We start from the raw sequence: 13,582 nt of genomic DNA on the forward strand, positions 1-13,582 counted from the left end.
AGCGCACCGCCTTCCGCGACCCGTCCTCCTACTTCCACCACCAGCGCGACCTGCCGGAGGCCGAGGCCTCCTACTTCCACCACCAGCGCGACCTGCCGGAGGCCGAGGCCCGCCGCCTATGACCGTTTCACCCGGGGCGAATGGGCGGCGCTGCGCGACACCACGCCGATGGCGCTGACCGATGCCGAGCTGGCCGAGCTGCGCGGCCTGAACGACCCGGTGTCGCTGGCCGATGTCGCCGACATCCACCTGCCGCTGTCGCGCCTGTTGAACCTGCATGTCGCCGCCGCCCGGGCGCTGGACGGGGTGCAGGATTCCTTCCTCGGCCGGCCGGGCCCGCCGCCGCCCTACATCATCGGCGTCGCCGGCAGCGTCGCCGTGGGCAAGAGCACCTTCGCCCGGCTGCTGCGCCTGCTGCTGTCGCGCTGGCCCGACCATCCGCGGGTCGAGCTGGTGACCACCGACGGCTTCCTGTGGCCGAGGAAGGTGCTGGAGGAGCGCGGGCTGATGCGCCGCAAGGGCTTCCCCGAAAGCTACGACCTGCGCCGGATGATCGGCTTCCTGGCGGCGGTGAAGTCCGGCCGGCCGGAGGTGGAGGCGCCGGTCTACTCCCACCTCACCTACGACATCCTGCCCGGCCAGAAGCAGGTGGTGCGGCAGCCGGACATCCTGATCTTCGAGGGGCTGAACGTGCTGCAGGCCCCGGCCGGCGCCTCGGTCGTCACCTCCGACTTCTTCGACTTCTCGGTCTATGTCGACGCCGAGGAGGAGGATGTCGCCCGCTGGTTCGTCGAGCGCCGCCTGCTGCTGCAGCGCACCGCCTTCCGCGACCCGTCCTCCTACTTCCACCACCAGCGCGACCTGCCGGAGGCCGAGGCCCGCCGCGCCGCCCGCGAGATCTGGGACCAGATCAACGGCGTGAACCTGCGCGAGAACATCCTGCCCACCCGGCAGCGCGCCCGGCTGGTGCTGCACAAGGCCGCCGACCATTCGGTCGACGCCGTCGCGCTGCGCCGGATGTAGCCATGGCGCTGCCGCCGCTGGGACCGCTGCTGGGATCGGGCAAGGAGGCCGAGGTCTTCGACAGCGGCGCCCTGGCGGTGAAGCTGTACCGGATGACGGCGACCGCGCCGAAGCCGTCGGCGTTCCATGAGGCGTCGGTGCTGGCCCTGGTCGGGGCCCACGGGCTGCCGGTGCCGGAGGTCCGCGCCGTCGGGCAGGTCGACGGCCGCTGGGGCATCGCCATGACCCGGGCGGACGGCCCGCCCCTCGGCGAGGCGATGCGCCCCGGCGCCGCGGCCGTGGCGGCCGGGCTGCAGCGGATGGTCCGGCTGCACCGGGCGATCCATGACTGCCCGGGGACGCATCTCGCCGGGCTGAAGCAGCGGCTGGCGGCGGATATCGGCCGGGCGGCCGCGACGCTGGGCCGGCCCCTGGCGCGGCGGCTGCTGGCCGGCCTGGCCGCGCTGCCGGCGGGCGACCGGCTGTGCCACGGCGACTTCCACCCCTGGAACATCCTGGGCCCGCCGGGCCGGGAGGTGGTGGTCGACTGGCTGGACGCCCGCGCCGGCGATCCGGCGGCGGATGTGTGCCGCTCCTATGTCCTGATCCACCCCGTGGCGCCGGACGTCGCCGCCGCCTATGTCGAGGCCTATGCCGCCGGCTCCGGCATCGGCCGGGACCGCATCCTGGCCTGGCTGCCCGTCGTTGCCGCCGCCCGCCTGGCCGAGGGCGTGCCGGACCAGGCGGAAGCGCTGCTGCGGCTGGCGGAGGCCGGACCGTTGCCTTGATCCTGAGGGCTGCGAAACCCGGCGTTCCAGGCGGTTTCCGCCGTCGAACTTGCCATCGGGGCCGTCGTCCCCCATGTTTACGGGGTCATTCTGGTTCGGACGGCCGGCCTGCCATGCCCTTGCGGCCGCGGATCCCTCGCCTTTCCCCGTTACCGTCTGATGCGTCGCGCGGCTGCGCGCGGCGCAACCCCTCAACTGGAGGAAAAGCGATGCCGATCGGCACCGTCAAGTGGTTCAACAGCACCAAAGGCTTCGGTTTCATTCAGCCGGAGAGCGGCGGCCCGGACGTGTTCGTCCATATCTCGGCCGTCGAGCGCGCCGGCCTGCGTGGGCTGAACGAAGGCCAGCAGATCTCCTACGAAGAGCAGCGCGATCCGAAGCGCGGCAAGACCTCGGCGGAGAATCTGAAGGCCGTCTGAGCCTTCGACTGCGGAGCGGATCAGGAGCGCCCGCGCCGTCGGGCGCTCCTTTTCTCGTGAGAGACCGGCGATGCGACGCATCGCGCCAGAGGGAGGCCGTCATGCCGTTCAAGCCGAACTACAATCAGCAGCGCAGCGAGCGTAACCGCCTCAAGGAGCAGAAGAAGCAGGAGAAGCTGCAGAAGCGCGAGGAAGAGAGCGCCCGCCGCAAGGCCGCCCAGGAGAGCGGTGAGCCGCCTCAGGACGACGAGACCGATCCGTCCTGACCCGACCCGTCACCGGAGAGCCCCATGGCCCGGAGCACCAAGAAGCAGTCGAACGACAGCACCTTCGTGCTGTTCAACATCGTCTACCAGGACGGCACGCTGAGCTCGAACCGCAAGGTGCCGCGCGCCGAGGCCGACGGGCTGGACGGCGAGGATGCCGTGCGCGCCTTCATCGAGGCGCAGGACCGCAAGATCGCCGAGATGTCCGGCAATCCGCGCGGCCCGATCAAGACCATGACCCGGCTGCGCGGCCAATAGCCAGCGCCCGACGGTCCAACGCCGAGCCGGGCTCCGCAGAGCCCGGCTTTTTCGTGCCTCAGCCGAACCAGGCGGCGCTGAACCTGGCGTGGCTGCCGTCGTGCAGGCGCAGGTTCAGCCACTGGTCGACGAAGGCCTTGAACACCACGTCGCCGCGCGGCAGCAGATAGGCCTTCTCGGCGAAGGTGAAGGGCTGGTCCGGATGCACCGCGCACAGGCCCGGGCGCAGCTTCTGCTGCAGCCGGGTCTCGCTGGCGTCGGTGATCATCACATCGGCCCGGTCGGCCAGGATCTCGTCGAAGATCGTGGTGTTGTCCGGGAAGATGGTGATCGGCGCCGTCTTGATGTGCTCGCGCGCGAAGGCCTCGTTGGTGCCGCCCGGCGGCTCGATCACCCGGACGCCGGGCTGGTCGATCTGCTCCACCGTCGCGAACCTGTCGACATTCTCGCATTTGGTGATCGGGGTCTTGCCGTCGACATCGATCGGGATGCTGAAGAAGGCCTGCTTCTGCCGCTGCAGGGTGACGCTGATGCCGCCCATCGCCATGTCGCAGGCACCGCTGGTGAAATCCGCCATCAGCGTCTTCCAGCTGGTCTTCACGAACTCCGCCTTCACCCCGATGGCGGCGGCCAGGTCCTTCGCCATGTCGATGTCGATGCCCTGGTACTCGCCCTTGGCCGGGTCGAGATAGGTGAAGGGCTTGTAGTCGCCGGTGGTGCAGACCTTCAGCACCCCGGCCTTGGCCACGGCGTCGAGCGTGTCGGTGCGGTCCGCCGCGGCCGCGGCGGCGGCAGGCAGGGCGAGCAGCAAGGTGGCGGCGGCGAGCAGGCGCATGGTTCCTCCCGGTTCTGATTCGGCCAGGATCTTAGTCGGACAATTGCGGCGCCACCAACAGGGTCGTCGGCGCGGCCGGCCGCGGCTACCATCACCGCCATGAAGCTGATCGCCTACACCATCGGCGGGGCGCATCCCGAGATCCGGCCGGCCCCGGCCACGCGCGACTGGATGTCGGCGACGCCCGAGGGCTTCGCCTATCGCTGCCTACCGCTGAACATCGCCAACGCCCATGGCTGGGAGATCCTGTGCCCGTCCCCGATCCGCGCCTGGTGGGACGGCGGCTCGGCGCCGGACTCGGTGCGGGTCGAGGCGCCCGGTGACACGCCGGCGCCGGCGGTCGGGCATTTCGGCAGCGGCATCCTGACCTTCCACGTGCCGCTGCTGCTGCGCACCGAGCCGGGCTGCAACCTCTGGGTCTCCGGCCCGGTCAACGCGCCGAAGGACGGCATCGCGGCCCTGACCGGCGTGGTCGAGACCGACTGGTCGCCCTACGGCTTCACCATGAACTGGCGCTTCACCCGGCCGAACCACATGGTCGAGTTCGCGGCCGGCGAGCCGTTCTGCCTGTTCTTCCCGCTGGCGCGCGACACGGTCGAGGCGGCGGAGCCGGAGATCCGGCCGCTGTCCGACGAGCCGGAGCTCGAGGCGCGCTACTGGGCCTTCCACCGCGGCCGCGCCGACTTCCTGGCCGACCTGCCGGTGCCCGGCACCGAGGCCAATGAGGCGAAATGGCAGAAGGGCTATTACCGCGGCCTGGACACCGACGGCACCCCCGCGCCCGAGCACCAGACCAAGCTGAGGTTGAGGCCGTTTCGGGAGGGGTAGGATCTAGGCGAACCCTTTTGCGTTGCCTCTCCCGCCTGGCGGGAGAGGTCGGGCTCGCGGCAGCGAGACCGGGTGAGGGTTGGTCCCGGCCTCGACGAACTCCCCTTACCCGGAGCCGCTTCGCGTCTCCGACCTCTCCCGCAAGCGGGAGAGGCAACGCGTTCGTCTAGCCGCAGGCCCTCTTCTCCGCCGCAACCGCCCCCGCCTCGTCGCCGGCCAGCCGCAATGCCCTCACGGTCAGGCGCCAGTTGAAGGGGCTGCCGGGCTTGGCCTCGACGCGCTCGGCCGCCAGGGACCGGGCGAGATCCGCCTGGCCGCCCCGCAGCGCCGCCTCGACCAGGGTGAGATTGAGCACATCGCGCTGGGCGTGGCTGCCGCCGAAGCGGTGCGCCACCGCCCGCACCGGCCCCAGCAGTTCCACCGCCGTCGCATAGTCGCCGGCGCCGAAGGCGCGCAGCGCCCGGCACACCGGCAGCCCGACCTCGGCCGTCATCGCCGCGTTGGTGCCGCCCGAATCGGCGCGCCGAGCCTGCGCTGCCAGCAGCCGGCCGGCATCGGCGTCGCGGCCGGTGGCGACGAAGGCCATCATCGCGTGCATGTCGTTGAAGGCGTAGTAGCCGTCCTCCGCCATCGGCGCCCAGGTGTCGGCGAGATCCGCCCAGCGGGCGCCGCCGTCCACGCCGCGAAGATGCAGCCGCCACAGCAGGGCCGTGGCGTCCAGCGTCTCCAGCGCCACCGGCGAGGGACGCGGCCGGATCGCCTCGTCATACAGCCGCAGCACCGTCTCGGTGTCGCCGAGGTCGAGATGGTAGAGGGCGAGGTGCCACCAGTTGTGGAAGGCGAACATGTTGTCCGGCGCCCAGTCGCCGCTGCGGCCGGACAGCCAGTCGACACCCTCCGGCAGCCGCCCCTCCATCTCCAGCACATGGGCGACGGCGTGGATCGCCCAGGGGTCGCGCGGCTGCAGCGCCACGGCGCGGCGGCCGGTGGCCTCGGCGGTGCGGTAGTCGCCGGTCTCCTCGAGGCCGAAGGCGTGCATGCCGAGGACATAGCCATAGCCCGGCACCGCTTCGTCCCAGGCCGGCAGGGCCCGGGCGATGCGGTCGCGCAGCAGCGTGGTGTGGCCGAGATAGAAATCGCCGAGATGCGCCGCCTGCAGCGCCAGCCCGTCGCGCGGCCAGGCCTCGGCCACCCGGCCCCAGCCATCGACCGCGCCGGCGAAGTCGCCGTCCAGCCAGGCGCGCAAGGCCGCGATGTGGCCGCGCTCGCGCTCATTCGCCCCCGCCGCCAGCGCCTCCGCCGCCTCGACGCTCTGGCGCAGCGGCGCCTCGGCCGCCTTCTCGGTCGCCAGCGCCATCAGCGTGCCGCGCAGGCAATGGCCCATGACGAAGCCCGGATCCTCGGCCAGCGCCGCGTCGATCTCGGCCAAGGGGTCGCGGACATAGCTGTGCAGCTTCTCGGCCGCCGCCTCGTAGCGGTCGAGCGCGGCGCGGCTGGCGGTCGAGACCGGAACGCCGCGGCTGTCGATGAGCCCCATGGCCGGATCCTCCTGTTGGCCCGGTCAGGATACCCGAAGGGCAGAAATGGCGAAGCCCCCGTCCGGTCGGCGGGGGCTTCGGTGCTTGTCCTTGCGGCTGTAGACCTTGCCGGACGGGACGATCTTGTGGCCGAGCCGGCGGGCGATCAGGGCATGCGGATCGCGCCGCTTCGGCCCGGCCTTGGGCACGGGCTTCTTCATCTGCCACTCCTTTCGGGCTGGGCCGCCGTGATATGGCGTTTCGCCGATCCGGCGCAAGGCCGGGCCGTTTCGTGTTAAGAAATATACGGAAACGCGAAACATCTGGCGGCGGATATGCGTTCATGTCACGTGTAACACCAACGAACGCCGCCGCGGACCGCCCAGCGACCGGTCCCCAGCACACCGAGGCCGCCCATTTCCCGCACAGCTGATTCCCAGGACCCGGTCAGACCGGACTGGTCCGCGCATGTCCGACGCCTCCGGAAGCAGTGGCGCCGTCGCGGCCGCCATCATGTCGCTGCCGCCGCGCAGGCCGTGCCGCTCTACGCCCTGTACGGGCTGATGCGGGCGCTGCCGCTGGACGCCGCCTCCGGCCTCGGCGGCTGGGTCGGCCGCACCATCGGCCCGCGCCTTGGCGCCTCGCGCCGCGCCGACGCCAATCTGCGCCTGGTGATGCCGGAGCTGTCGGCCGCCGGGCGCGAGCGCGTCATCCGCGGCATGTGGGACAATCTCGGCCGGGTGATCGCCGAGTTCCCGCATCTCGGCCGGCTGCGCCGCAGCGAGGGCCGGCGCGCCCGCCGCGTCCAGGTCGAGGGCATCGAGCATTTCCTGGCCGCCCGCGACGGCGGCCGCGGCGTGGTCATGGCAATCGGCCATTTCGGCAATTGGGAGGTCGGGGCCGCGGTCGCGGCCAATCACGGCGTGCCCTTCACCGCCATCGCCCGGCCGCCGAAGAACCCGCTGGTGGGCTGGCTGCTCCACCGCATGCGCAGCTCGGTCGGCACCATCCTGCTGGAGAAGCGGATGGAGGGGTCGGACGCCAAGCGCGCTTTGTCGGTGCTGCGCGCCGGCGGCGTGCTGGGGATGATGGTCGACCAGCGCTACAATGGCGGGCTGAAGGTGCCGTTCATGGGCCATGACGCCATGACCTCGCCCGGCGCCGTGGCCATGGCCTACCATCTCGGCTGCGCCGTGATCCCGGTCAGGATCGAGCGCCAGGCCGGCGCCCGCTACCGCGCGGTGTTCGAGCCGCCGCTGGCGATGCCGCGCAGCGGCGACCGCAAGGCCGATATCGAGGCGGCGACGATCGCGCTGAACGGGGTGGTCGAGGGCTGGGTCCGCGGCCGGCCCGAGCAGTGGCTGTGGCTGCACAAGCGCTGGATGATGCCGCGCCCGCGCAAGCTGCGGCAGCGCGTCCTGGCCTACAAGGCCAGCCTGGCCGCCGGCAACGAGGATTAGGCAGCGAGGCGGGAGCTTCAGAATTCCCAACACCGTCATTGCGAGCGCAGCGAAGCAATCCAGGGCCAGCGCGAACCGGCTCCTGGATTGCTTCGTCGGCTTCGCCTCCTCGCAATGACGGTGAGAGACGGGCGTCCTGAAAAGGCCCGCCGCCCGATCACTTCAGCACCCCCCGCCGCTTCAGCGCCTCGCGGATCAGCACCTCGATCTGCGCGTTGACGCTGCGCAGATCGGCATTCGCCGTCTGCTTGACCATCTCCAGCAGCTTCGGATCGATCCGCAGGGCGAAGGGCGTGCGCTCCGGGCCCGGGGGACGGCCGGCCATCCGCCTAGCTGTACAGCGTCCCGGTGTTGATCACCGGCGTCGCATCCTTGTCCCCCACCAGCACCACCAGCATGTTCGAGATCATCGCCGCCTTGCGCTCCGGATCGATCTCAATCGCCTTCTCGCGCAGCCCGGTCAAGGCCTCGTCGACAAGGTCGACCGCGCCCTTGACGATGGTGCGCCGCGCCGCCACCACCGCCGAGGCCTGCTGCCGGCGCAGCATCGCCCCGGCGATCTCGGGCGCATAGGCCAGATGGGTGATCCGGGCCTCGACCACCTCGATCCCCGCCCGCTCCAGCCTCTGGCGCAGCTCCTGCACCAGCTCGTCGGTCACCTGCTCGCCGCCGTCGCGCAGCGAGATCCTGCCGGCGGACGCCGCCGTCTCCTCCTCCCAATCGTCATAGGGATGGGTGCTGGCGATCCGCCGCAGCGCCGTCTCGCTCTGCAGCCGCACGAAGCCGGCATAGTCGTCGACCTGCAGCACCGCCTTGGCGGCGTCGCGGACATGCCACACCACGGCGGCGCCGATCTCGATCGGGTTGCCGGCGGCGTCGTTCACCTTGATCGCCGGGATCTCCTGGGTCTGCAGCCGGCGGCTGACCTTGCGCTTGCTGGCCAGCGGGTTGGCCCAGCGCAGCCCGGGCTGCCCGTCGGTGCCGGTGTAGGCGCCGAACAGCAGCAGCACCGCGCTCTGGTTCGGCTGCACGACATAGAGGCCGCGGACGATGAGGGCGACCGCCAGGATGCAGAGGACCGCGATCACCCGGCTGCCGTCCTGGCCCGCCGTCCCCCGGATCACCGCGATCAGGAGATAGGCGGGGACCGCCAGGATCACCAGGGCGAGCGCCAATGCGGCGTAGCCGCTGGCCGTCCTGGCCGCGCGATCGCTGATCGCAGGGGCGGTACTCATGGCAGGAAAGCTCCTTTCATGATCTATTTATGATATCATAAATAGACGAAGCGAAGCCATCGGGCAAGAGCGGGGCCAGGGAAGGGTCAGAGGGCGGTGCCGGCGTCCAGCACCACATTGGCGCGGTATTCGACGCCGAGCGCGACATAGCCCTCGGCCAGCTTGCGGTGGTGCGCGTGCTCCTCGTCGGTCAAAGCGCGCACGAAGCGGGCCGGGCTGCCGGCCCAGAGCTGGCCGGCCGGCACGCGCTTGCCGGGGGTCAAAAGCGCCCCGGCCGCGACCATCGCCCGGCTCTCCACCACCGCCCGGTCCATGACGCAGGCCTTCATGCCGACGAAGCTGCGATCCGCCAGCGTGCAGGCATGGATCAGCGCCATGTGGCCGATGGTGACGTCGTCGCCGATATGGGTCGGGCCGTCGGCCGAGGCGACATGGATCACCGTGCCGTCCTGGACATTGGTGCGGGCGCCGATGCGGATCGGCTGCATGTCGCCGCGGATGACGCAGCCGAACCAGACGCTGGAGCCCGGCCCGATCTCGACATCGCCGATCACCACCGCGCCGGGCGCGATGAAGGCGTCCGGCGCGATCCGGGGCAGCTTGTCGCGATAGGGCAGGATCACAGCACCCGCCGCCATGATGTCCTCAGGCCGCCTGCGGCCGAGCCGGCAGCAGCCCGGCGGTCGGGGCCAGGCCCAGCGCCAGGTTCAGGTTCTGCACCGCGGCACCCGACGCGCCCTTGCCGAGATTGTCGAGCTGGGCGACCAGCAGCGCCTGCCGCTCCTTCGCATTGCCGAACACGAACAGCCGCAACTGGTTGGTGCCGTTCAGCGCCTCGGGCTCCAGCTCCGCCAGCGCCTCGCTGTCGGCCAGCGGCGCCACGGTGACGAAGGGCTGGCCCTGGTAGTGCTCGGCCAGCGCGGCGTGCAGGTCGGCGGCCGAGGGCTGCTTCGGCAGCGACCACAGCGGCAACGGCAGCGACACCAGCATGCCCTGGGCGAAGGTGCCGACCGAGGGCACGAAGATCGGCGCATGGGCCAGGCCTGACCAGCGCTGCAGCTCCGGCACATGCTTGTGCGCCAGCTTCAGCCCGTAGAGGTAGAAGGGCGCGCCCTTCTTCTCGGCCTCGTAGCGGGCGATCAGGCTCTTGCCGCCGCCGGTATAGCCGCTGACGGCGTTGACGGTTACGGGGTAATCCGCCGGCACCAGGCCGCGGTCGATCAGCGGCCGCAGCAGGGCGATGCCGCCGGTCGGGTAGCAGCCGGGGTTGGAGATACGCCTGGACGCCGCCACCGCCTCGGCTTGGCCGGGCGCCAGCTCGGGGAAGCCGTAGGTCCAGCCCTCGGCCGTGCGATAGGCGGTCGAGGCGTCGATCACCCGGACATCCGGGTTCTCGACCATCGCCACCGCCTCGCGCGCGGCGTCGTCGGGCAGGCACAGGATGGCGGCGTCGACCGAATTCAGCAGGCGCCGGCGCGCCGCCGGGTCCTTGCGCTCGGAGTCGGCCAGGCTGACGATCTCGACATCGGCGCGGCGGGCCAGACGGTCGCGGATCTGCAGCCCCGTCGTTCCAGCCTCGCCATCGATGAACACCGTCGCCGGCATCGCCTTGCCCTCGGAAAGAAATCAGAGGCTGGAGACTTAACACATCCGGGGCCGGGGCCGAACCGGCAACGCGGTCATGGCCGATATTTGCGGGACGAGGGCCGAGGGCTCAGGCGAGCGGATGGGCCGGCGCCACCCCCTCACCCGAAATCGCTGACGCGATTTCGACCTCTCCCCGGGGGAGAGGTAAAGTTTCCCTCTCCTTGGGGAGAGGGAGGGGCCCGCCGCGTTGGCGGCGGGAGGGTGAGGGGGAAGGCCGGCCCCGACCCCCCCTCTCCTCGGGGAGAGGGAGGGGCCCGCCGCGTTGGCGGCGGGAGGGTGAGGGGGAAGGCCGGCCCCGACCCTCAGCTCCTTCCCGCCTTCAGATCCCGCAGCACCGTCGAAATGCGATCCAGCGCCGCGGGCGCATGCTCGTAGCCATGGGTGATGCGCAGGTGATGCTCGGCGCCGAGATAGACGCCCGGCGCCACCAGCACCGAGGACCGGCGGCGGATGGCGTCGGCCACCGCGACCGAAGATAGATCCAGATGGACCCGGACGAAGCCCAGCGCCGTGGCCGCCGGCGGCACCGCCGAGACCAGCCCGTCACTGGCGGCGATCCAGCGCTCCAACCCTTCCCAGCCGCGGCGCGACAGCTCGCGCTGCCGGGCCACCAGCCGGCCGCGCGTCGCCGGCTCCAGCGCCAGCTCGGCCAGCAGCATCGACGGGCCGGCGGTGGCGATGACGACATATTCGTGCCGGCGCCACGCCGCCTCGACCAGGTCCTTCGGCCCGACCAGCCAGCCGACGCGCAGCCCGGCCAAGCCATAGGCCTTGGACAGGCTGCCGACCACCACCGTGCGCTCATACCCGCCCCAGAAGCTCGGCGTCTCGGTGTCGCTCAGCCGCTCGGTGCCGCGATAGACCTCGTCGACATGCAGCCAGGCGCCGGCCTTCCGGGCGATGGCGGTGATCCGCGCCGCCTCCTCCGCGGTCAGGATGCTGCCGGTCGGGTTGTTCGGATTGACGATGGCGATCATCCGGGTGCGCGGCCCGACCGCGGCCTCCAGCGCGTCGAGATCCGGCCGCCAGCCCTGGTCGGGCAGCAGCGGGAAGCTCCGCACCGTGCAGCCGAGGTTGCGGGCGATGCCCCAGACCTGGCGGTAGCCCGGCTCCATCACCACGATCTCGTCGCCCGGCGACAGCAGCGCCTGGCACAGGATCTGGTTCGCCTCGGACGCGCCGGCGGTGACCAGAACCTGGTCCGCCGTGGCGCCCGGGTACAGCCCGGCGATCCGCGCCCGCAGCGCGTCGGTGCCGTTGACCTGCGGGTAGAACAGCACCTGGTCCAGCAGCCGGTCGACCGCGTCCGGCCCCAGCACCTCGCGCACCGCGGCACAGCGCACCGAGCTGTCGGCCAGGTTGTACTCGACCGTGTGCTCCCACTCCGACTGCCACTGCTCGAGCTCGAAAGGCTGGAAGGTCATCGCCGCATCCCCGAAATCCGTCGCCATCGGTACTGCAATATATTACATGTCGATCGGCAACAAGATGCGAATGAGAGGGCTGCCGATGACATCGTCGCAGGAGGTGCTGCAGCGGATCGCCCTAAAGCTGCGGCAGGAGCGCCAGGCCCGCGGCCTGAGCCAGGCGGCGCTGGCCGAGCGCAGCGGCGTGTCGCCCCGGATGCTGGCGCTGATCGAGAAGGCGGAGACCAACCCGAGCATCGCCACGCTGGCGGAGATAGCGGCCGCGCTGGGCATCGGCTTCGCCGAGCTGGTCGGCGGCGAGGCGGCGGCCCCGGCGCGGGTGATCCCGCCGGAGGCGTTCGCGACGATGTGGCAATCCGAGGCCGGCAGCGCCCGGCTGGTCGCCTCCGGCGGCCGGGCCGAGCTGTGGGACTGGGCGCTGGCGGCCGGTGCCCGCTACGACGCCAGCCCGGACCCGGCCGGGACGGTGGAGCTGATCCGGGTGCTGGAGGGCACGCTGGTGCTGGAGGTCGACGGCAGCACCCTCGCCGCCCCCGCTGGCCACGCCCTGCGCCTGGCCAGCGACCGGCCCTATGCCTATCGCGCCGAAAGCGGGGCGGTGCGCTTCGTCAAGGTGGTGAGCCAGGCGTGACGGGCGCCGGGGCCGCCCCGCCGGACACCATGATCAGGACCTGGTTCACCGCGTCCCGCCCCCGCAGCCGGTGCTTCAGCAGGCCGGAGAACTGCAGGAAATCCCCTTTGCCGAGCACGGTCACCTGCCCCGCGGCCTCGACCTCCACCGACCCGTCCAGCACGAAGATCATCTCCTCGCCGGCGTGGTGGAACTCGGAATCCCGGACCGCCGCCATCGGCAGGTCGACGATGAAGACATCCGCGGCGCCGGCATCCCCCGCCCGGCTGAGGGACGAGAAGGCATAGCCGGCATCCTCCGGCGCCAGCGCCCGGGCCTGGCGGCCGTCCCGCCGCACGATGTGGAGCACGGCGTCGCCGCCGCCCTCGCCGAGCAGGGCCGACACGGAGGTCTGCAGCGCCTGCGACAGCCGCAGCAGGGCGGCGATCGACAGCGACTTCTCGCCCCGCTCGAAGCGGGACAGATGCCCCTTGCTGAGCCCGGCCTGGGCCGCCAGCGCCTCCAGCGTCAGGCCGCGCCGCAGCCGCAGCGCCCGTGCCTGGACACCGCGGGAGACGCCGCCGGCCTCGATCGCCCTTTGTCCGTCAGACAAACCTACACCCCCGGAAGCGTAACGCTGCACGGCAGTGTAAGGATCATCGCCGCCTGCACAAACATCTTGCGCCACAACTCCACCTCTGCCATCAATTTGTCTTCTGGACAACAAAGTTGTCCCGACAGGAACGTCCGATGGAGACGAGCGCCATGACCAGCCCCGATGCCGGCGCGGCCGGCCTCGACGCCAGCCCGGCCGCCGCGACCTGGGCAGGCACGGTCGAGGCGCTGCACCTCGCCCCGCGCTCGTTCCTGCCGATGCGGTCCGCCGCGGAGCTGACCCTGATCGCCGGCGTGGGCGTGGCCGGCGACCGCTACGCCACCGGCGAGGGCTTCTATTCCGACCGGCCCGAGGACGGCCGGCAGATCACGCTGTTCGAGGCGGAGACGCTGGAGGCGCTGCGGCGCGACCATGCCGTCATCCTGTCGGCCGGCGACCATCGCCGCAACGTCACCACCCGCGGCGTGCCGCTGAACCACCTGGTGGGCCGGCGCTTCCGGATCGGCCCCGCGCTGGTGGAGGGCACCCGGCTGAGCACGCCGTGCCGGCATATCGAGCAGATCACCGGCCAGGAGATCTTCACGCTGCTGCTGCACCGGTCGGGCCTGAACGCCCGCATCCTGGAAGGCGGGCCGGCGCGCTGCGGCGACGCCGTCCGGCCGGAATGAGCGCCC

Annotated in this window: 18 protein-coding genes; 9 read left to right on the forward strand and 9 right to left on the reverse strand. The window is 71.4% G+C overall.

Features of this window, described 5'->3' with window-relative positions:
- From coaA to BWR60_RS12110, 5 genes are all read left to right on the forward strand, one after another.
- On the forward strand, positions 1 to 1,023 hold a 1,023-nt coding region (gene coaA / locus BWR60_RS12095), incomplete at its 5' end, for a type I pantothenate kinase (protein WP_144445601.1).
- Between the two features lie 2 nt (positions 1,024 to 1,025).
- Positions 1,026 to 1,790: a phosphotransferase gene (locus BWR60_RS12100; protein WP_218823464.1), complete on the forward strand. Its 765-nt coding sequence runs from the start codon at positions 1,026 to 1,028 to the stop codon at positions 1,788 to 1,790.
- Between the two features lie 209 nt (positions 1,791 to 1,999).
- On the forward strand, positions 2,000 to 2,209 hold the full coding sequence (locus BWR60_RS12105) for a cold-shock protein (protein WP_034847508.1): 210 nt from the start codon (positions 2,000 to 2,002) through the stop codon (positions 2,207 to 2,209).
- A 101-nt stretch (positions 2,210 to 2,310) separates the two neighbouring features.
- Positions 2,311 to 2,475, forward strand: a complete 165-nt coding sequence (locus BWR60_RS36990) for a hypothetical protein (protein WP_179221731.1) — start codon at positions 2,311 to 2,313, stop codon at positions 2,473 to 2,475.
- Between the two features lie 24 nt (positions 2,476 to 2,499).
- Positions 2,500 to 2,733 carry a hypothetical protein gene (locus BWR60_RS12110; protein ID WP_088151278.1) on the forward strand — a complete coding sequence of 78 codons (234 nt, stop codon included), beginning with the start codon at positions 2,500 to 2,502 and terminating at the stop codon, positions 2,731 to 2,733.
- A gap of 58 nt (positions 2,734 to 2,791) precedes the next feature.
- Here the strand turns inward: BWR60_RS12110 and BWR60_RS12115 are convergent, their stop codons facing one another.
- Positions 2,792 to 3,568 (reverse strand): transporter substrate-binding domain-containing protein, encoded by a 777-nt coding sequence (locus BWR60_RS12115; RefSeq protein ID WP_088151279.1) that lies wholly within the window; start codon positions 3,566 to 3,568, stop codon positions 2,792 to 2,794.
- 99 nt (positions 3,569 to 3,667) lie between these two features.
- On the opposite strand from BWR60_RS12115, the gene BWR60_RS12120 reads away from it, so the two are divergent.
- A complete protein-coding gene (locus tag BWR60_RS12120; protein ID WP_088151280.1) occupies positions 3,668 to 4,396 on the forward strand; it encodes a DUF6065 family protein in 729 nt (242 codons plus the stop codon).
- A gap of 166 nt (positions 4,397 to 4,562) precedes the next feature.
- Here BWR60_RS12120 and BWR60_RS12125 read toward each other — a convergent pair whose 3' ends face one another.
- Positions 4,563 to 5,933 (reverse strand): tetratricopeptide repeat protein, encoded by a 1,371-nt coding sequence (locus tag BWR60_RS12125; protein WP_088151281.1) that lies wholly within the window; start codon positions 5,931 to 5,933, stop codon positions 4,563 to 4,565.
- Positions 5,934 to 5,957: 24 nt separating this feature from the next.
- Positions 5,958 to 6,134, reverse strand: coding sequence for a hypothetical protein (locus BWR60_RS36995; protein WP_179221732.1), 177 nt, complete (start codon positions 6,132 to 6,134; stop codon positions 5,958 to 5,960).
- Positions 6,135 to 6,449: 315 nt separating this feature from the next.
- On the opposite strand from BWR60_RS36995, the gene BWR60_RS12130 reads away from it, so the two are divergent.
- Positions 6,450 to 7,373, forward strand: a complete 924-nt coding sequence (locus tag BWR60_RS12130) for a lysophospholipid acyltransferase family protein (RefSeq protein WP_088151282.1) — start codon at positions 6,450 to 6,452, stop codon at positions 7,371 to 7,373.
- Positions 7,374 to 7,530: 157 nt separating this feature from the next.
- On the opposite strand, the gene BWR60_RS12135 is transcribed toward BWR60_RS12130, so the two are convergent.
- The 5 genes from BWR60_RS12135 to BWR60_RS12155 all read right to left on the reverse strand — a co-directional run bounded on the left by BWR60_RS12135 (position 7,531) and on the right by BWR60_RS12155 (position 11,679).
- Positions 7,531 to 7,698 carry an Arc family DNA-binding protein gene (locus tag BWR60_RS12135; protein ID WP_088151283.1) on the reverse strand — a complete coding sequence of 56 codons (168 nt, stop codon included), beginning with the start codon at positions 7,696 to 7,698 and terminating at the stop codon, positions 7,531 to 7,533.
- Positions 7,699 to 7,702: 4 nt separating this feature from the next.
- Positions 7,703 to 8,608, reverse strand: coding sequence for an SPFH domain-containing protein (locus tag BWR60_RS12140; RefSeq protein WP_088151284.1), 906 nt, complete (start codon positions 8,606 to 8,608; stop codon positions 7,703 to 7,705).
- An 86-nt stretch (positions 8,609 to 8,694) separates the two neighbouring features.
- Entirely contained in the window at positions 8,695 to 9,246 is a 552-nt protein-coding gene (locus BWR60_RS12145; protein ID WP_088151285.1) for a gamma carbonic anhydrase family protein, read from the reverse strand.
- Between the two features lie 7 nt (positions 9,247 to 9,253).
- The gene (argC, locus tag BWR60_RS12150; RefSeq protein ID WP_088151286.1) at positions 9,254 to 10,213 is read right to left on the reverse strand and encodes an N-acetyl-gamma-glutamyl-phosphate reductase; all 960 of its coding nucleotides are present in this window, start codon (positions 10,211 to 10,213) and stop codon (positions 9,254 to 9,256) included.
- 344 nt (positions 10,214 to 10,557) lie between these two features.
- The gene (locus tag BWR60_RS12155; RefSeq protein WP_088151355.1) at positions 10,558 to 11,679 is read right to left on the reverse strand and encodes an aminotransferase class I/II-fold pyridoxal phosphate-dependent enzyme; all 1,122 of its coding nucleotides are present in this window, start codon (positions 11,677 to 11,679) and stop codon (positions 10,558 to 10,560) included.
- 85 nt (positions 11,680 to 11,764) lie between these two features.
- Between BWR60_RS12155 and BWR60_RS12160 the strand changes: the two genes are divergently transcribed.
- Positions 11,765 to 12,313, forward strand: coding sequence for a helix-turn-helix domain-containing protein (locus tag BWR60_RS12160; protein ID WP_218823465.1), 549 nt, complete (start codon positions 11,765 to 11,767; stop codon positions 12,311 to 12,313).
- Here BWR60_RS12160 and BWR60_RS12165 read toward each other — a convergent pair.
- Positions 12,291 to 12,905 carry a helix-turn-helix domain-containing protein gene (locus BWR60_RS12165; RefSeq protein ID WP_144445602.1) on the reverse strand — a complete coding sequence of 205 codons (615 nt, stop codon included), beginning with the start codon at positions 12,903 to 12,905 and terminating at the stop codon, positions 12,291 to 12,293. The two genes, BWR60_RS12160 and BWR60_RS12165, sit on opposite strands and share 23 nt — an antisense overlap.
- Positions 12,906 to 13,057: 152 nt before the next feature.
- On the opposite strand from BWR60_RS12165, the gene BWR60_RS12170 reads away from it, so the two are divergent.
- Entirely contained in the window at positions 13,058 to 13,576 is a 519-nt protein-coding gene (locus BWR60_RS12170; protein ID WP_088151357.1) for an MOSC domain-containing protein, read from the forward strand.
- Positions 13,577 to 13,582 lie beyond the last annotated feature (6 nt).

It is taken from the genome of Inquilinus limosus (assembly GCF_002195995.1).
In the GTDB taxonomy this organism is placed as follows: domain Bacteria; phylum Pseudomonadota; class Alphaproteobacteria; order DSM-16000; family Inquilinaceae; genus Inquilinus; species Inquilinus limosus_C.